Origin of the sequence: Enterobacter sp. Ap-867 (assembly GCF_011752855.1) — a bacterium.
Lineage (GTDB): Bacteria > Pseudomonadota > Gammaproteobacteria > Enterobacterales > Enterobacteriaceae > Cedecea.
The window spans coordinates 185,892-203,060 of sequence record NZ_VWWS01000007.1 but is presented as its reverse complement, the minus strand read 5'-3'; the positions used below and the strand labels follow the sequence as shown (position 1 = coordinate 203,060).

The 17,169-nt window shown below is 56.1% G+C and carries 20 protein-coding genes; 7 read left to right on the top strand and 13 right to left on the bottom strand.

All coding sequences use genetic code 11. From position 1 onward, the window contains the following. Positions 1 to 15 precede the first annotated feature (15 nt). From F3J26_RS17755 to F3J26_RS17710, 10 genes are all read right to left on the bottom strand, one after another. Positions 16 to 423: a type II toxin-antitoxin system HicB family antitoxin gene (locus F3J26_RS17755; protein WP_008460879.1), complete on the bottom strand. Its 408-nt coding sequence runs from the start codon at positions 421 to 423 to the stop codon at positions 16 to 18. 45 nt (positions 424 to 468) lie between these two features. Further along, the gene (locus F3J26_RS17750) at positions 469 to 651 is read right to left on the bottom strand and encodes a type II toxin-antitoxin system HicA family toxin (RefSeq protein ID WP_034810082.1); all 183 of its coding nucleotides are present in this window, start codon (positions 649 to 651) and stop codon (positions 469 to 471) included. A 76-nt stretch (positions 652 to 727) separates the two neighbouring features. After that, positions 728 to 1,576 (bottom strand): taurine dioxygenase, encoded by an 849-nt coding sequence (gene tauD / locus F3J26_RS17745; RefSeq protein ID WP_166995164.1) that lies wholly within the window; start codon positions 1,574 to 1,576, stop codon positions 728 to 730. After that, positions 1,573 to 2,400, bottom strand: coding sequence for a taurine ABC transporter permease TauC (gene tauC / locus F3J26_RS17740; RefSeq protein ID WP_166995162.1), 828 nt, complete (start codon positions 2,398 to 2,400; stop codon positions 1,573 to 1,575). The genes tauD and tauC overlap by 4 nt, the downstream gene beginning before the upstream one ends. After that, positions 2,397 to 3,164, bottom strand: a complete 768-nt coding sequence (gene tauB, locus F3J26_RS17735) for a taurine ABC transporter ATP-binding subunit (protein WP_166995161.1) — start codon at positions 3,162 to 3,164, stop codon at positions 2,397 to 2,399. Before tauB ends, tauC begins: the two co-directional genes overlap by 4 nt. 15 nt (positions 3,165 to 3,179) lie before the next feature. Continuing rightward, the gene (gene tauA, locus F3J26_RS17730; RefSeq protein WP_166995159.1) at positions 3,180 to 4,154 is read right to left on the bottom strand and encodes a taurine ABC transporter substrate-binding protein; all 975 of its coding nucleotides are present in this window, start codon (positions 4,152 to 4,154) and stop codon (positions 3,180 to 3,182) included. Between the two features lie 174 nt (positions 4,155 to 4,328). After that, on the bottom strand, positions 4,329 to 5,780 hold the full coding sequence (murP, locus tag F3J26_RS17725; RefSeq protein ID WP_166995157.1) for a PTS N-acetylmuramic acid transporter subunit IIBC: 1,452 nt from the start codon (positions 5,778 to 5,780) through the stop codon (positions 4,329 to 4,331). A 2-nt stretch (positions 5,781 to 5,782) separates the two neighbouring features. After that, positions 5,783 to 6,691 (bottom strand): N-acetylmuramic acid 6-phosphate etherase, encoded by a 909-nt coding sequence (gene murQ, locus F3J26_RS17720; protein ID WP_166995156.1) that lies wholly within the window; start codon positions 6,689 to 6,691, stop codon positions 5,783 to 5,785. A gap of 153 nt (positions 6,692 to 6,844) precedes the next feature. Beyond that, positions 6,845 to 8,035 (bottom strand): cystathionine beta-lyase, encoded by a 1,191-nt coding sequence (gene metC, locus F3J26_RS17715; protein ID WP_166995154.1) that lies wholly within the window; start codon positions 8,033 to 8,035, stop codon positions 6,845 to 6,847. 42 nt (positions 8,036 to 8,077) lie between these two features. Further along, on the bottom strand, positions 8,078 to 9,322 hold the full coding sequence (locus F3J26_RS17710; protein WP_166995153.1) for a cation:dicarboxylate symporter family transporter: 1,245 nt from the start codon (positions 9,320 to 9,322) through the stop codon (positions 8,078 to 8,080). A 225-nt stretch (positions 9,323 to 9,547) separates the two neighbouring features. Between F3J26_RS17710 and F3J26_RS17705 the strand changes: the two genes are divergently transcribed. Next, complete coding sequence (locus F3J26_RS17705; RefSeq protein WP_008460859.1) at positions 9,548 to 10,471, top strand: LysR family transcriptional regulator; 924 nt, start codon at positions 9,548 to 9,550, stop codon at positions 10,469 to 10,471. A 207-nt stretch (positions 10,472 to 10,678) separates the two neighbouring features. Beyond that, positions 10,679 to 10,936, top strand: coding sequence for a YjhX family toxin (locus F3J26_RS17700; RefSeq protein ID WP_085542047.1), 258 nt, complete (start codon positions 10,679 to 10,681; stop codon positions 10,934 to 10,936). Between the two features lie 231 nt (positions 10,937 to 11,167). Here the strand turns inward: F3J26_RS17700 and F3J26_RS17695 are convergent, their stop codons facing one another. From F3J26_RS17695 to F3J26_RS17685, 3 genes are all read right to left on the bottom strand, one after another. After that, the gene (locus F3J26_RS17695; protein WP_071530516.1) at positions 11,168 to 11,368 is read right to left on the bottom strand and encodes a glycogen synthesis protein GlgS; all 201 of its coding nucleotides are present in this window, start codon (positions 11,366 to 11,368) and stop codon (positions 11,168 to 11,170) included. A gap of 128 nt (positions 11,369 to 11,496) precedes the next feature. Then, complete coding sequence (locus tag F3J26_RS17690; RefSeq protein ID WP_286180326.1) at positions 11,497 to 12,690, bottom strand: anthrax toxin-like adenylyl cyclase domain-containing protein; 1,194 nt, start codon at positions 12,688 to 12,690, stop codon at positions 11,497 to 11,499. A 133-nt stretch (positions 12,691 to 12,823) separates the two neighbouring features. Continuing rightward, a complete protein-coding gene (locus tag F3J26_RS17685) occupies positions 12,824 to 13,156 on the bottom strand; it encodes a YegP family protein (protein WP_008460852.1) in 333 nt (110 codons plus the stop codon). Between the two features lie 217 nt (positions 13,157 to 13,373). Between F3J26_RS17685 and F3J26_RS17680 the strand changes: the two genes are divergently transcribed. From F3J26_RS17680 to F3J26_RS17660, 5 genes are all read left to right on the top strand, one after another. Then, entirely contained in the window at positions 13,374 to 14,072 is a 699-nt protein-coding gene (locus F3J26_RS17680) for a Crp/Fnr family transcriptional regulator (RefSeq protein WP_502706587.1), read from the top strand. Between the two features lie 58 nt (positions 14,073 to 14,130). Continuing rightward, the gene (locus F3J26_RS17675; protein ID WP_039287910.1) at positions 14,131 to 14,877 is read left to right on the top strand and encodes a nucleoside phosphorylase; all 747 of its coding nucleotides are present in this window, start codon (positions 14,131 to 14,133) and stop codon (positions 14,875 to 14,877) included. 2 nt (positions 14,878 to 14,879) lie between these two features. Beyond that, complete coding sequence (pnuC, locus tag F3J26_RS17670; protein ID WP_166995152.1) at positions 14,880 to 15,596, top strand: nicotinamide riboside transporter PnuC; 717 nt, start codon at positions 14,880 to 14,882, stop codon at positions 15,594 to 15,596. A gap of 471 nt (positions 15,597 to 16,067) precedes the next feature. Beyond that, positions 16,068 to 16,595, top strand: coding sequence for a superoxide dismutase family protein (gene sodC, locus F3J26_RS17665; RefSeq protein WP_008460845.1), 528 nt, complete (start codon positions 16,068 to 16,070; stop codon positions 16,593 to 16,595). Further along, positions 16,592 to 17,116 carry a DUF3455 domain-containing protein gene (locus F3J26_RS17660; RefSeq protein WP_166995150.1) on the top strand — a complete coding sequence of 175 codons (525 nt, stop codon included), beginning with the start codon at positions 16,592 to 16,594 and terminating at the stop codon, positions 17,114 to 17,116. The genes sodC and F3J26_RS17660 overlap by 4 nt, the downstream gene beginning before the upstream one ends. Positions 17,117 to 17,169: the final 53 nt, after the last annotated feature.

Below are 17,169 nucleotides of genomic sequence, written 5' to 3'. Positions count from 1 at the left end.
ATTCGTGATGAGAAGCTACAGGCGTTTAGTTAATTCACGGCGAGCCAGCTCTGCTAAAAAACCACTTCGGCTGGCGTACTCCCTATTACCACTGACATAGCTATCGATTCTCGCCAGCAAGGATTGTGGCAACGTAATATTCAATTTTACCGATTTACCTTCGTACCGGGTAATATCGATATCAACAAATCCCCAAACGCCCCCCTGGCAACTCTCATCATTTTTATGATCGTTAATCGTCAGAGCAACAGGCACCGCTCTGCCTTTCTCGCTTTGATATTCCAGATGAGCATTAATCGCGCCATGGGCGTCATCGATAGCCTCATCGATGGTGTCTCCGGCGAAATAGCAGCCTTCAATATCCGGCACAAACCCTGACCAGCTTCCACTTTCGGCCTGGTGCAAATACACAGGATATTTCATACGTTCCTCTCTCCTGAAAGCGCTACTCGTTGGCACGCCACTTATTCATTTCTCACCCAGTTGCTTAAGAATTTTATGCAACGTTCCCGGGGCCAAATCCTTGGTTGGGTGGGGTACCACGACAGGGTTTGCCTCACCTTCTTTTTCAAAAATGTGGTGGCTGCCTCTGGTACGCACGTGTAGCCATCCCAACTTTTTCAACATCCTTATCAGCTCTGCGCTTGTCATTCCTTCATCCATGAAGTGAAATTTGGTGGTTATAATAACCACCAAAAGAGCAAATATCAATCACACCTTCGGATGCTCAGCCGCGCCAGAAAGGCTTATCCCCGAGGATTGTCGCGCGGTGCATGATACGGCGAGCCGGGAGATAATCGGCGTTGGCGTAATGCTGCGTCACGCGGTTGTCCCAGATGGCAATATCGTTTTGCTGCCAGCGCCAGCGTACTTGGAACTCTGGTTTGGTGATGTGGGCAAACAGGAAGCCCAGCAGCGTCTCGCTCTCTTTTTCTGTCAGGTTAACAATGCGCGTGGTAAAGCCTTCGTTGACGAAAAGCGCCTGCTTGCCGCTGACCGGATGCGTGCGAATCACAGGATGGCGCAGCGGCGGGTTCTTCGCCACGGCTTCGCGCCAGCGCTGGTGTTCGACTTCGCTGTGGGCGTACTTATACTCCTGGAACGATTTACGGAAATCGTGCTCGGCCTCGAGCCCGGACAACAGCTTTTTAAACGGCTCGGACAGCGCCTCATAAGCGGCAATCCCGCTGGTCCACAGCGTATCGCCGCCGGTTTCCGGCAGCTGCTTCGCCGCCAGAATCGCTCCGGCAGGCGGCGTTTCAATAAAGGTCACGTCGGTGTGCCAGTTGTCGTTATCCGGCGGATTATCGTTGTGGGTATCCAGCACGATAATTTCTTCCACGCCTTCGGCATGCGGGTAAACCGGGTGAATATGCAGATCGCCGAAACGCAGAGCCAGCGCGCGCTGCTGCTCGGGCGTAATTTCCTGCTCGCGGAAGAACAGCACCTGATGGCGGATCAGCGCGTGGTAAATCTGCTCGAACTGGTTGTCGCTCAGGCCGCGCGTTAAATCCACGCCGTCAACCTGCGCCCCGATATACGGCCCCAACGGCTTAATGTTCACTTTTTCACTCATTGCCCTTCTCCATGCCACGGGGTCAGGCGGCGCTGTAGCGCCCGTAGCCCCAGTTCTAAACAAAATGCGATGACGGCAATGACGCCGATCCCGGCCAGCACCACGTCGGTCGCCAGAAACTCACCGGCGGACTGCACCATAAAGCCCAGCCCGCGCGTGGCGGCGATAAGCTCTGCGGCCACCAGCGTGGACCAGCCCACGCCCAGCCCAATGCGAAATCCGGTCAGAATTTCCGGCAGCGCGCCCGGCAAAATCACATGCCAGATAACCTGCCAGCGAGATGCCCCGAGCGCCTGAGCCGCACGAATGCGTACCTGCTTCGCGCTGCGCACGCCCGCCATGGTGGACATGGCCACCGGCGCAAAAATCGCCAGGTAAATCAGCAGGATTTTGGATGTCTCGCCGATGCCAAACCAAATCACCATCAGCGGTAAATAGGCCAGCGGCGGCACCGGGCGGTAAAGCTCGATCAGCGGATCAAGAATGCCGCGCACGGTGGGACTCAGCCCCATTGCAATGCCCACCGGGATGCCTATCAACACCGCAGCGGCAAGCGCGGTAAGAATGCGCCCCAGGCTCGCGGCCAGATGCTGCCAAAGCGTGGCGTCCATAAAGCCCTGCGGCCCGGCGATGGTGATAAGCTTCGCCAGCACCTGCCCCGGTGGCGGCAGAAACAGCGGGCTTATCCAATGCTGCGCCGCCACCCACCACCACAGCAGCACCAACGCCACCAGCGTGGTTGCGCTCAGGGTAAGCTGACGCGAAAACGGCCAGCGCAAGGCAAGCCTGCGGCGCACGGGTTTGTCCGGAATCACTATGCTCATAAGAAGCCCTCCCGCTGATCGAACACGCGGCTCAGCACGTATTCACGTTTGGCGATAAATTCTGGATCGGATTTGATGCTTCGGCACGGCTCTCCGGCGGCAAAGCGACGGCCAAAATCAAGCTGAAGCCGCTCCAGTACGCGGCCAGGGCCTGGCGAGAGCAAGACCAGTTCCGTCGCCAGAAAGACCGCCTCTTCAATGTCGTGGGTGATCAGCAGCACCTGCCGACGGCTTTCGTGCCACAGCTTCAGCAGTAGAGTTTGCATCTGCTCGCGGGTAAAGGCATCCAGCGCACCAAACGGCTCGTCCAGCAACAAAAGCTGGGGCTTCGTCGCCAGCGCCCGGGCAATGCCCACCCGCTGCCGCTGCCCGCCCGAAAGCTGCCAGATGGCGTTTTTCGCCTTATCTTCCAGTCCAACCTTGCGCAGCATGTCGAGCGCAATCTCTTCCCGCTCGGGCTTAGCCTGCCCGGCAAGCTGCAGTCCGAAGGCCACGTTATGCAGTACCGATCGCCAGGGCAGCAGCCCTTCGTTCTGAAAAACAACCCCGCGCTCGGCGTCAGGGCCTGCAACCGTTTTGCCCTGAAGCGTAATGCTGCCGGAATGATAGGGAACGAAACCGGCGATCAGGTTAAGCAGCGTGGTCTTACCGCAGCCGGAAGGGCCGAGCACCACCAGCAGCTCGCCCTCGTCCACCGTCAGATTAATGTCGTCGAGTACCGGCTTGCCGCCGTACTCCGCGCTGAGATGCGAAACCTGTAGCATCGCCGTGTCTCCTGTTTACTGCGCCAGCGGCTTCACGAAGCGGTCGGTCACAAACTGGCTATAATCGGTGGCGACCGCCGGCACTTTGCCCTGCTCTTTCAGGAAGTGCGCGGTGTCCACGATGGCTTTATTCACCGGGCCGCTAAGCTGCTCAACCTGCTGCTTCGCCGTCAGGTAGGTATTGCCCTTCACCAGCCCCGGGACGTCGTTTTCCGGTACGCCGCTCAGGCGCGAAAGCTTGCTCAGGTTGTCCGGCTGCTGAAGCCAGCCGTCAGGATTGTCGAGGTAGCCTTTCTGAACCGCAACGGCGCTGCGGGCAAAAGCGGTGACCACATCAGGATGTTTTTCAGCAAAGTCTTTACGTACGACCCAGACGTCAAGCGTCGGGGAGCCCCATTTGCCCACCTGCGCCGAGTCCGTGAGCACGTTGCCGTCTTTTTCCAGCTCGTTCACCGCCGGAGCCCAGACGTAAGCGGCATCGATATCCCCGCGCTGCCACGCGGCAATAATTGCCGGAGGCTGAAGATTTAGAATTTGAACCTGATCCGGCTTGATGCCCCAATGCTTGAGGGAAGCCAGCAGGCTGTAATGGGTAGTAGAAATAAACGGCACGGCGATGCGTTTGCCGATCAGGTCCTGCGGCGTTTTGATGCCTTTTTTGACCACCAGCGCTTCAGAGTTACCGAGCTGGGAGGCCAGGAGGAAGACTTCAATCGGTACGTTTTGGCTGGCGGCAACGGCCAGCGGGCTGGAGCCGATATTGCCGATTTGCACATCGCCCGAGGCGAGCGCACGCACCACGCTCGCGCCGCTGTCGAACTTACGCCATTCCACTTTCGCCCCGCTATCTTTGGCAAAAGCGTCGTCGGCTTGCGCAACTTTGGCGGGTTCGGCGGAGGTTTGGTACGCCACGGTAACGTCCACCGCGTGGGCCTGAGCCGCAATTAGGGCCAGTGCAACCAGCCAGAGTGAGTGTCGTTTTGCTGCCATGATTCTGCTCCTGTCTCGGGGGAGAGAGCAGTATTTCCAACGGCAACGATTCCATAAAAGAATAAAAAATTATCGCTAATGCCTTTCCGTCCTTAGAAAAAAAGTGGGCAAGGTTAGCTGCTGAGCGGGAATAACGCCGCCCGCAGAAGGCGGGCGGGCAAGAGTCATATTAACTTAAGTCAAATCAACGTTCTTACTGCCAAAACACCAGGTCATGATAAACCCGGCCACATAGGCGATAACAATCCCGGCAACGTAAACCGCCATCCCGGCGAAGATCCCCTGATGGGAAGTCATCAGCGGAATCGACACCAAACCTGACGGCCCAAACACCGTATTCAGTCCGACGGGCAGCCCCAGCCAGGCCACCAGCCCGATAAAGAACCCGCCGATGCCGCCACCGATACAGGCGGTAATAAACGGCTTCAGGCGCGGCAGCGTCACGCCGTAAATCAGCGGCTCACCAATGCCCAGCAGGCCGGGAATAATCGCCCCTTTGATTTGCGTACGCAGGACCGAGCCTTTCGGCGAGCGGGCAAACAGAGCCAGCGCCGCGCCCACCTGCCCCGCACCGGCCATCGCCAGAATCGGGAACAGCGAGTTAAAGCCCTCGGCATCCATCAGCGCGAAGTAGACCGGGACAAATCCCTGGTGAATACCAAACACCACGGCAATCAGGAACAGCCCGGCCAGAATCGCCGTGCCGAACGGGTTGCCGTTCAGGTGCATAAACAGCCAGGACATGCCTTTGAACAGCTCGCCGCCGATGGGCATGATCGCCACAAAAGTGATCGCCCCGGTGATCAATAAGGTGATCGTCGAGGTGAGGATCATATCCAGGTTGTCCGGGATCATCCGTCGAACCTGGCGTTCGATCCACGCTCCGAGCATACAGGCCAGCAGCACGCCAATAATGTTGCCGCGCGGGTCGATAGCCAGCCCGAAGAAGGTATCCATCCCGGCGTAGTAGCCCACTTTGCCTTCCGGCACGTAGCGCAGAATAAACAACGAGGCGATGATTGCCCCGTTCACGCCGGTGCCGCCGAAAGCTTTCTGGGTGTTGAAGCCAATCAGAATGCTCAGGAAGGTAAACAGCCCGATGCTGAATACCTTCATATAGGCGATAAGCTGGGTCAGCCAGGCCGCAGGCGCTGTGCCTTCAACGATCAGCGTTTGCTGCAGCAGCGTGGCAATACCCAGCAGCAGCCCGGCGGCGATAAAGCCCGGGATCAGCGGCGTGAAGATGGTGGCAAACTTGGTGAGGAAGTTATGCACCGCGCTGTTCTGCTTCGCCTTCATCTGCTGTTTGTTCTGGCTGGCGAGCGCGGCCAGGTCCGCGCTTTCGCCACGCTCCGGCTCGCTTAAGCCCTCCTGCTTTAACAGGCCATTCATCAGCTCGCTGGCGGTTTGCGCTTTGCCGGGGCCGAGAATAATTTGCAGCTGGTCGTCGCCGTTGACCACGCCCATCACGCCGGGGATTTTCTTCAGGTCGTCGTGCTGAACGAGATCTCTGTTTTTGAGCGTCAGCCTGAGGCGCGTCATGCAGTTGCCGCAGACAAGGATATTGCCGCTGCCGCCCGTCAGGCGCAGGATGTCTGCCATCATCGAGCCGGTGATTTTCGCCATAGCTACCCGTTTAACCCCCGTAATGCTTCACGTATAAAGCCTTGTTTTTTCGCCAGCAGATCGCTTGCCTCTTCGGCTGACAGGCCGCTCAGCAGCATGAAGATCGCCGTTTTGCAGTGGCGGCGGCAGGCGCTAAGCGCCGCTTCGGCCTGCTCCGGGCTGCATTCGGTCGCCGCCACCACAATATTGACCTGGCGCTGGATCAGCTTGGCGTTGGTGGCTTCCACATCCACCATCAGGTTGCCGTAGACTTTGCCGCTGCGAATCATCGACCCGGTAGTGATCATATTCAGGATCAGCTTTTGCGCCGTCCCGGCCTTCATGCGTGAAGAGCCGGTGACGATTTCCGGGCCGACGACCGGTTCAATGGCGATATCCGCCGCCAGGCTCATTTCGCTGCCCGGATTACAGGAGACTGCGGCGACGGTGGCCCCCACGCTTTTTGCATAGGCCATAGCGCCCAGTACGTAAGGCGTGCGCCCGCTGGCGGCAATCCCTACCAGCACGTCACGCGCGCTGAAGTTCAGGTTACGCAGATCCTGCTCACCCATTTCACGGTTGTCTTCGGCGTTTTCTACCGCCTGCAAAATGGCCGGGTGCCCACCGGCAATCAGCCCGACGACCTGCTCACGCGGCGTGCCAAAGGTTGGCGGGCACTCACTTGCATCCAGGATCCCCAGACGGCCGGACGTTCCTGCGCCGCTGTAAATCAGCCTGCCGCCCAGGGCGAAAGCCTCCACCACTTTATCGACAACCTGAGCGACCTGCGGCAGCGTGGCTTCCACCGCCAGCGGCACCTGCTTGTCTTCATTATTAATAACTTTAAGCATCTCTAAGGTGGGCAGAGTGTCGATTTCCGCGCTGGCCGGATTGCGGCCTTCGGTGACCAGTTTGGTTAAGTTAATTTTCATCGGGACATCCGTTATGTGTGTTCTGTTGTGCATAGTATGGAATATTTTATTCCATGTGCGTGAACACAATCACGAATATTTTATTCCACCACAAAGGGAATAGCAGAATAACTCGGGCGAGAAAGCCGCCCTTGCGGGCGGCAAAAGAGGGAATCAGGCGATGCGGGTAAAACCGGCTTCCAGGTCAGCAATCAGTTCTTCAACGTTTTCCAGGCCAATATGGACTCGCACCAGCGTGCCGCTGAAGTCAACTTTGCCTGCCGGACGAATGTCGTTCAGCTCTTCCGGCTGGTTGGCCAGGATCAGTGACTCAAACCCGCCCCAGGAATACGCCATATGGAACAGCGTAAAATTATCCAGGTAACCCGCAAGCTGCTCGTCCGTCAGGCGCTGTTTTAGCACAAAGGAGAACAGGCCGGAGCTGCCGGAAAAGTCGCGTTCGAAGAACGCATGTCCCGGACATTCAGCCAGCGCGGGATGGTTAACCCGTTCCACCAGTGGATGAGCCGACAGCCAGCGGGCAATCGCGAGGCTGCTTTCCTCATGTTGCTTCAACCTCACCCCCAGCGTGCGCAGGCCACGGGCAGCCATATACGCCGTATCGGCATCCAGCGTCTGGCCCATCAGGTACGAGTTTTCACGCAGGCGATCCCAACAGCGTTCGTTTGCAACCGCCGTCCCCAACATGCCGTCCGAATGGCCGATGGTGTATTTGGTCCCGGCCTGAATCGAGATATCTACACCATAATCCAGCGCACGGAATAGCACCCCGGCGGCCCAGGTATTGTCCAGCATGACAACAATTTCCGGGTTAACGGCGCGAATAGACTTAATCATGCCGGGCACGTCCTGAACCTCCATGGTAATTGAGCTCGGAGACTCAAGGAAAACAACGCGGGTATTCGGCTGGATGAGCTCAGCGATCCCGGCGCCAATCAGCGGATCGTAATACGTTGTTGAGACGTTGAATTTGCTCAGGATCTTGTTGCAGAAATCCTGCGTTGGCTCATAGGCCGCGCCGGTCATCAGGATATGATCTCCGCCGCTGACAAAAGCCAGAATCGCATTGGTGACCGCCGCCGCGCCGCACGGATAAAGCGAGCACCCGGCACCGCCTTCTAACTCCGTCATCGCCTTCTGGAAGGAAAAATGCGTCAGCGTGCCTCTGCGGCCATAGAACAGTTCGCCGTTTGCCCGGTTGGCAGTGGCAAATTTTTTGGCTTTCACGCTGTCAAATACCAGCGAGGACGCGCGCTGGATAACCGCATTTACCGCCCCCTGGGTGTAGCGTTTTTCACGCCCGGCGACGATCAGCTGAGTTTCAAGATGACTTTTCTGTTTCATAAAATTCTCCCGTTATTTCCTGATTCATTCCATTCAGAGGGCTTAGCCAGCGAGGCTGTTTGCGGCCAGCGGAGCGCTGGTTTCCGGTTCACCACGCTTCTTTCCGGCGAAGCGTTCCACGATTTGTGCCGCATTAAGATCGTGGATCACGTTGATAAGCGTGGCCGGTGCATCGGTAATGGTGCCAAGCACCACCAGCAGCGGGATGGCTTCCATCGGCAGCCCCAGCGTCGTGACAATAAAGATCTCCCCGAGGAACGCGCCGCCCGGCACGCCGCCAACGATAATGGCCGACAGCACGGCAATCAGCATCGCGAGGAAGAAGGTTTCGCTGGTAAATGGCAGGCCAAGAACCGAATAGATAAAGACGATTTTCAACGCGGCAATCATCGCCACGCCGCCTTTATTGAGGTTCACCAGCAGCGGAATCGAGACATCGACGATTTCAGGGTTGATGCCCATAGCCTTGCCCGCACGCAGCGTAACCGGCAGAGTACCGAGCGAAGAGCAGGTGCCCAGCGCGGTCGCGGAAGGTTCAATCGCGTGTTTCCAGAACGCTTTTACTGCCGGAAGCCCGCCGCCAATCCACGAATAGAAAATGGAGCCAAGCACGTAATAGATAAGCGTTGCCGCCATAAATAACCCGATGGCGCGAGCGAAGGTCATCAGCAGCGAAGCATCCTGGCTCGCCATGGTTGCAGCGAAGTAGCAGCCCAGGCCGACAGGTGCCACCTTCATGATAATAGAGACAATTTTCATGATAACGGTGTTGGCGTCCTGCAGCAGAGCGGCGATGCGTTTACCCGCATCCGCCGACTGACCAATCGCTACACCGGCGATAATCGCAATCACGATCAGCGCCAGGATGTTCGACTTGGAGAACAACCCGACAAAGTCGCTGGTGGTCACCATGCTGACAAAATCCATCTCCCCTGAGCCGCCTTTCACCGAATGGGAAAGATCGATGGTCACGCCCTGGGCCGGGTTGTACCAAAGCGCCAGCAGCACAATGCCTGCGGCGGGAATAAGCGCCATGGCGATGGAAACAATAAAAATAACCACCATGATGCGGCCTAACCGTTTAAGGTCGGTCATGCCGGCAATAGATGACATCACGCTGACGCCAACCAGCGGCACAATAATCACAAACAACAGGTTGAGGAATATTTGCCCGACAGGTTGTAATTTAATGGCGTAAGTTGGGGCATAAATACCCAACAAGCCGCCGACAATAAGCGCAAATAAAAGAACAAAAGATGATTTGTAGGGTTCGAGGCGTGTCCACATAAAGGATACCTTCTCAATAAAAGTAATAATAACTGGGACGAAAATCACAATTACCAACTGCTGTAATTAAATCCCCGGACTTTTGTGATGAAAATCACTAATAATGTATAAAATTCATTTTCCAACTTCTTTATTTACTACAGCGCAATAGTTACACTTTTGAAATTGGATTGGTATGGGGAATTAATACCGTTTCCTCAAATCACTTGTGAATAAAAGGAAAAAATGAGCGCGCCAATTTCACTCAAGCATCTCGAGGTATTCGTCAAAATTATCGATTGCGGCGGGCTGTCTGAAGCGGCGGCACAGCTCAGCGTGTCGCCTTCGGCGGTGAGCAAGAGCCTGGCGGCGCTGGAGGATTTACTGGGCACAACGCTTATCAAAAGAACGACCCGCAGCATCACGCTAACCGATGCGGGGCAATATCTGTTTAACCGCGCTAATAAGTTAATTAAAGAATTCGACGATACGCTAAATACCACATCAAGCTATTACAACAATCCGCAGGGTGAATTGCGCATCACCTGTTCTATTGCGTTTGGCTACGCCAGGCTGGTCAACCTTGTTGATAAATACCGGGCGAACTTCCCCGATGTGAATCTTTATATTGACCTCAACGATAACTTTATTAATCTTAATGAATCCGACTTCGATATCGCCCTGCGAATATCCACCTCTCCGCCGCAAAATTACGCCATGCGCAAACTGGCTCCAGTTCGCTGGGCTTACTGTGCCACCGCAGACTACCTCAGCAAGAAAGGGATGCCGGGCAAACGCACGGATCTGGTCACGCACGACTGCCTGGTTTACCCAGGGCTGACACCGCAGATTAAAACTACCGACGAGCACGAACGGCAGCACCTGCTAAAAATGCGTACGCCAATCCAGGCCAACAGCAGCCTGGTACTGCTTAAATCCGTACTGGAAAATCAGGGCGTCGCCTACCTGCCCACCTATCTGATTGGCGACCATATTCAAAAGGATGAACTAACCCCGCTGCTGCTGGACGGCATCATCACTTACGAAACCCATGCGCTGTACGCCCTCTATTTTCCGAGCAAATACAGCAATCCTAAGGTCAGGTCGTTTATTGATTTCCTCGTGGGGGAGCTTTCGCCGCAGCCAGCGTGGGACAACTGGATCCCTTAATTATTTCCCTTTAGTTTTTCTGTGTTATTATCCGCCCGTTATTTCTACCGAACTTACTCAGAGGCTTGATGCTGGAGAATGTCATCATCTGATAATCAGTGCCCCGCCTGTCACAGGCCGGACTGATTATCACTGCGCTTAACTCTTATGCGAACACACGCGTTGTGTTGGCACGTTTTGCACATGATGATGAAAAGGTTTTTCAGCATGAATTTATCCCGTCAGGAACAGCGTACCCTTCACGTTTTAGCGAAAGGGGGACGCATCGTTCACACTCGCGACTCGTCAGGTCGCGTCACCGCCGTTGAATGTTATTCCCGCGAAGGGTTGCTGCTTAGCGACTGCACGCTGGCCGTGTTCAAAAAGCTCAGAACCAAGAAGCTGATTAAATCCAGCAACGGGCAGCCATACCGGATCAACACCACCGGGTTGAACAACGTTCGCGCCCAGCCGGATAACAGGTAATTGACGAGAGTCTGGATGAAACAGGCGTTTTGAAGGGCTAAAACAGATAACGGGCCATCTGGCCCGTCGAGACTGATGACAAAGCTCATGCGGATAAAGTTCTGCAATCTGTTACCTGAAAATAAACTGGAAAATCAATCCATTGATTTTCGGCTGCTAGCCACAAAGAAGGAAAAACCACGCTTTTCCCTTCTTTGTCTGCAACTTTAACGGGCCGCATGGCCCGTTATTTCAATGTTCGAGCTCGGCGGCCCGGAATTCTTCTTCGCAATACTGGTTGAAGCGTTCGCAGAACCACGTTTTCTGCTCACGACTCATGTTGCCTGTCACGGCCTGGAGATTCACCTGCTGCCCCGAAGCCTGCATATGCGCGAAGCTACGCGCCAGAAAATCAAAATTCTTTACTGCCTGTAGATCTCTGTTCATCAGCATATCCCTCTGTGAGTTAACTTTTGGGTAAGTCATATGCTTCTGGTTTCAGTATCGACCCGCCGACGATTATTTTTTGAACAATGAATGCGCTTTTGGGATTTCTCCCTGCGATATATCGAAACGCGACTTTAGCGCTGCCGAATCGGCCTTGTGAACTGCGCCGCCTCCAGCGTTAACTTTGCGGCAGTAAACCTGTCGCTGCGCACGCCAAGGACCTCCTTTTCCCACAGCGGATTCAGCGGCACGTGGTAGCCCGCGTTCTTGGCCTGAAGCACCAGCTCCACAAGATCGTCTTTGTTTTCAATAATGCACAAAGGTGCAAAGCGCCCGATTTTATGGGGCAGCGCGAACGTGGCCGGGTAGTTGCTCTCAGGATCGGTAACCGGGTTGGCGCTGTCCGTTGCGTGATGCACCACTTTTTCCCCGTCCCCCACCAGCGCCTGGTTTAGCACGCCAATCATCCTGCGGGCGCGCTCGCTCGTGTTGCCCGTTTCCTCGTCGCTCTTGCGGTAGAAACTCGCCGGGCTGTCATAGTCCCCGCGCAGCGCCTGGTGCTCAGGCAGCGTGCGGTAATTTTCCAGCCGCTGGCGAAATACCTGATGCGACACATCCGGCACCTGCAAATTATCCTCAGGCCCTAACTCGCTGACGTGCGGGGCGATGACCAGCAGATCATAATCCGCGGTGAAGGGCCGGGCTTCAGCGTGTGGGGCAAGCACCTGCAGGGGTGCACCGTGATGGGAAATTTGATACCACGCTTCTCCGCTGCCCGGCAGGCGCCGGGCCTCAAACGCATAAGGCTCCCCGCCTGGCCCGCTGGCCCTGAGATGACTCACGCCGCCGGCGCTCTCAGGCGACAGCTTGTCGATAAGCCCCTGCTCAAACAGGTCGTGCAGGCGGCTCTGGGAAACTTCCAGCGGCACGGCTGCGGCATGCCCGTCAACAATGCAGGCCTGCGTTTGCAGGTTAAACTTCGCGATTCGCTCGGGCGAGGCGTTCTCCAGCTTGCTGAACCGCTGCTCCACGCAGATAAACCCCGCCTGCGGCCCCCACGAGGCGCTTTTCCCCTTGATGTGAAATCCTTTGGTCGGATACCCGGCATCAATCAGCGCCGTTGCCAGCTTGTCCACCGGGCGAACGCCAATGATGCAATTGTGTTCCGAGGCGACTTTTTGAAGCGGGATAAGGTGCTCAGGCACGATGCCGGTTTTGCCTTTGATGTGTGAGACAAGCTGCGGGAGATCCGTGCCGGGCGTTTGACTCGCTATGGACAGGTGAAGTTCTAACGGGCGATACGCCGCAGGGGAGGATTCAACTTTCATTTTTACGGCCAGGCTCCCGGCGATAAACAACAAGCCATTGAGGCTGCGACCGGGAAAAGGCGGCCGGGGCAGCATCACGCGAAAACATCACCCAGGTGAATGCTCGCGGATTGCCCCGCCGCCCTGGTTCCGGTTAAGTCTTGTCTTTCACCGTTTCGGTTCCACCGTTATTTTTCACCGAGGCAATGCCTTTATCCCGGGATTGCTCCGTGGCGTACATCTGGCTGGTACCAATCACCTGATGATTGCCGGCCTTGAGGTTGAAGTAGAACTTCCCGTTGCTGGCAACCTTCTTGTCGTAGCGCTCCTCCAGCGGGCTGTTGGTTCGCACGGAGGCGATACCGTTGTCCGCCGAGGCGCGGGTTTTATACAGCTCGCTGGTGAGGACCACTTCGCCATTGCCCGCCTTGAGCACGAACTTAAACTGCCCGTCGCTGCTTTTGCTTAATTCGAACCAACCAGACATGTTAACTCCTTGATTAAAATCATAAACAGTTAATAGATTGGGTGAACGTCAAAAACAGTATGTACGAAAAACAAACAAATCGCCCACCCCACCTGCGCCCTGGCGGGACAAATGTCCCGGCCACGATGCGGATTTAAGATCCCGCTGGCAGTTTTCACGCTAATCTGTGGGCAACGCGGGACGGGCGTCCTGTCCTTATTTGACGGGAAATTTTATAGTGAACAGCATGAAAAACGAGAACAGACCCGGCGACTGGCTGAACGTCATTGAACGCGTGACCGGCGACCCGGTGCTGTATGAGCTGCTGAAGTATTGCCCGCTGGATATTCTGCGCAGCTGGCAGCTAAAACATTACCCACGCGGCTCGCTGATTTTTCGCCAGGGGGAAATTTGCGATGAATTCCACCTGATTGTTAAAGGGGAAATCGACGTTTTCACCACCGCCGACGACGGGCGAAAATATTCCCAGGCGCGCTATAAAAAAGGCGACATTCTGGGGGAGCTGGAAATCTTCGAGCGACGGCAATACATCTGCTCGGTAGAAACGGTTAGCGACGCGGCGCTTTTAGTGCTGGCGCGGGAAGAGTTTATTCGCTGGCTGGGGTTAGACAATTACTTTAATCAAAAAATATTACAGGCCGTGAGCGATCAATATTATCAGCTCTCCAAAAAGGCCGGGGAAGACATTCTTTATTCGTTACATCAGCGTCTTTGCCTGGTGCTGTGGCAGAAATACCAGCAAATACAGGGCAGTATTCCGCTTAATAAGCAGCAATTAAGCGAGCAGTTTGCGGTGGCTCCGCGCAGCATTAACCGCATTTTATCCGAACTGCGGGAAGACAATATCATTGCGATTCACGGCGAGCAGATTCAGGTTCTCGACCCTCAGCGCCTGCGCCAGCACGCCGAACATTAAATAACAGCAGCCAATCCTGAGCCATCCCAAATGGCTCGTTTAACGCCAGGTAACTATCATGACCCAACTCCAGCCCCATATCCGGCTCAGCCGGGAGATGACGCACGCCCGTTATGCGCTCCTGCCGGGCGATCCGAAACGCGTGGAACACGTCGCGCAGTTTCTGGACAACGTGGAAGACTTCGGCAGCAACCGGGAATATCGCGCCCTGCGCGGCTGGTTCCGCGGCGTGGAAGTGCTGGTGATGTCCACCGGCATGGGCGGGCCTTCTACCGCCATCGCCGTGGAAGAGCTGCGCCAGATTGGCGTCACCAATCTCATCCGCATCGGCAGCTGCGGAGCGATGCAAAACCACATCCGCCTCGGCGACCTGGTGATCGCCACCGCCGCCGTGCGGGACGAAGGCACCAGCCAGATGTACATCGACAAAGGCTACCCGGCCTGCGCGGACATCGGCCTGGTGCACCACCTGACTCAGCAGGCCAAACGCCTGGGCTACGCCAGCCACTGCGGCTATGTGCGCAGCCACGACAGCTTCTACACCGAACGCGAAGACGAGATTAACCAGTTCTGGTCCGGCAAGGGCATTCTCGCTGCGGATATGGAAACAGCACCGTTGATGGTAGTTGGCGCATTGCGCGGTTTGCGCATCGCCTCCGTGCTTAACGTGGTGGTTGAGCACAGCGGCAATCTGGAAGAAGGCATTAACAACTACCAGCAGCAGGAACACTCCTGCCTGCAGGGTGAATCCCGCGAGATTTTACTCGCCCTCGAAGCGCTCTACCTTGACAGCCAGGAGCAGTAATCATGGATTTCTTCAGCATTAAGAATGTGATGGTCACCATTCCGCTCGGCGAGGGCGGCTACGCGCTCTCGTGGATCGAGGCCATCGGCACCGTCTTCGGCCTGCTCTGCATCTGGTTCGCCAGCAAAGAGAAGATCATCAACTACCTGTTCGGCCTGATTAACGTCACGCTGTTTGCGGCGATCTTTTTCCAGATCCAGCTTTACGCCAGCCTGCTGCTGCAGGTGTTCTTCTTCGCCGCCAACATTTACGGCTGGTACGCGTGGAGCCGCCAGAACGAGGCCAACGAGGCCGCGCTGAAAATCCGCTGGCTGCCGCGCAGCAAGGCGTTCACGCTGGCGGCAGTTTGCCTGGTCGCCATCGCGCTGATGACTTTCTTCATCGACCCGGTCTTCGCCGTGCTGACCCATATTGCGGTGGGCATTATGCAGAGTGTCGGCGTTGCGGTTGAGATGCCGCAGCTGCAGCCGGATGCCTTCCCGCTGTGGGATTCCGCGATGCTGATCCTGTCGATTGCCGCGATGGTGCTGATGACGCGTAAATACGTCGAAAACTGGCTGCTTTGGGTGGTTATAGACGTGATTAGCGTGGTGATTTACGCCATTCAGGGCGTGTATGCCATGTCGCTGGAATACATCCTGCTGACGGCCATTGCGGTGATGGGATCTATGGCGTGGATCAAGAGCGCCCGCTCGATCGGCTCCCGGCCTCTGGCTTGAATCGTTTTATTCACATCAAGGGCCGCTTAGCGGCCCTTTTTCCCGTTCAGATATATCTCATTTATCAAGCCGGATGAAAATAAAAAGCTTTTTAAAAATCTCGCGATTTTCAGCGACCGCTTTCAACTCCCTCAGCGTATTCATCTACACTTTATTTCAGGCACAGCAGCGAGATAATTTTTAACGATCGTTAGCAGGTCTTTTTCACTCTCTCTTTTTACTGCCTTATCCGTTTTTATTTTCATTCAGGCCGCTCCCTTTAATCGCTCAAGACCACAGGATAACCTCATGAAAATATTGTTTTTAAAAATCTTCACGCTGAATTTCAACCCACAATTTTACCTATCAGAGCAATCAAACAACTCGCAAAACAGTTTGTTATAACCAGCTGACTGCCGCGCATAAGCCCGCAGCACAAAATTTTGCGACATCTGTTTTTTGCACCTTCTAATAAAAGTACGGGGTTAAACGATGAATAAGTTAAAAACATTAAAACTGGCGCTGAGTATTACCGCCCTCGCCTGCACCGGGCTGGCGCAGGCCGCCACTGTCGCCATGAACACCGTGGACGCCAGCGGCACGTCCACCCCGGCGGGCACCATTGAATACCACGCCACCCAGTACGGCGTGGTCTTTACCCCTAACCTGAAAGGCCTGCCGCCGGGCATTCACGGCTTCCACGTTCACACTAATCCGAACTGCGGCCCCGCCATGCAGGACGGCAAAATGGTGGCTGGCCTGGCGGCGGGCGGCCACCTTGATCCGGCCCACACCGGCAAACATGAAGGCCCGTGGGGCAACGGCCACCTCGGCGATCTGCCTGCGCTGTACGTCGACAGCGACGGTACCGCGACCTATCCGGTGCTGGCTCCTCGCCTGCGCATGTCAGACTTAAAAGGCCACTCGCTGATGATCCACGCCGGCGGCGACAACCACTCTGACCATCCGGCAATGCTCGGCGGCGGCGGTGCGCGTATGGTTTGCGGAGTGACGTCATGAGCAAGCGCTTCTTAACGACGGCGTGCTTCACGCTGATGATGGGCGGACTTCCGACCCTGGCGAACGCGGCTGATACCTCCATCGACGCGCCCAAAAGTGAGCACCTGCAAACCGAGCTTTATGCCCGAGGCGTGCAGATCTACCGCTGCGCGGCGGCGGACGCCGAAGCCAAAACCGGGAGCTGGGTATTCCAGGCCCCGGAAGCCGACCTGTTCAGCGACAAAGGCCTGAAGCACCTCGTCGGCAAACACTTCGACGGCCCACACTGGCAGGCCACGGACGGCAGCGTGGTGGCCGGCGCGCTAAGCGCCACTCGCCCGTCGAAAGATAAAGGCTCGATTCCATGGCTGCTGCTAACCGGCACCTCAGAGGCCCAGCCAGGCCTGTTCGTCAACGTGAGCAGCATCCAGCGTGTGGACACCCGTGGCGGCGTAACCGGCCCCGCGGTTTGCGACCCGGCAACCTTTGGCACGACGCTGAAAGTACCTTACACGGCGACTTATAAGTTTTATACGAAGTAGCGGCATGCAAAGTCCTGGCTGAAAGGCCGGGGCTTTGTGCTGATGGAGCTGTC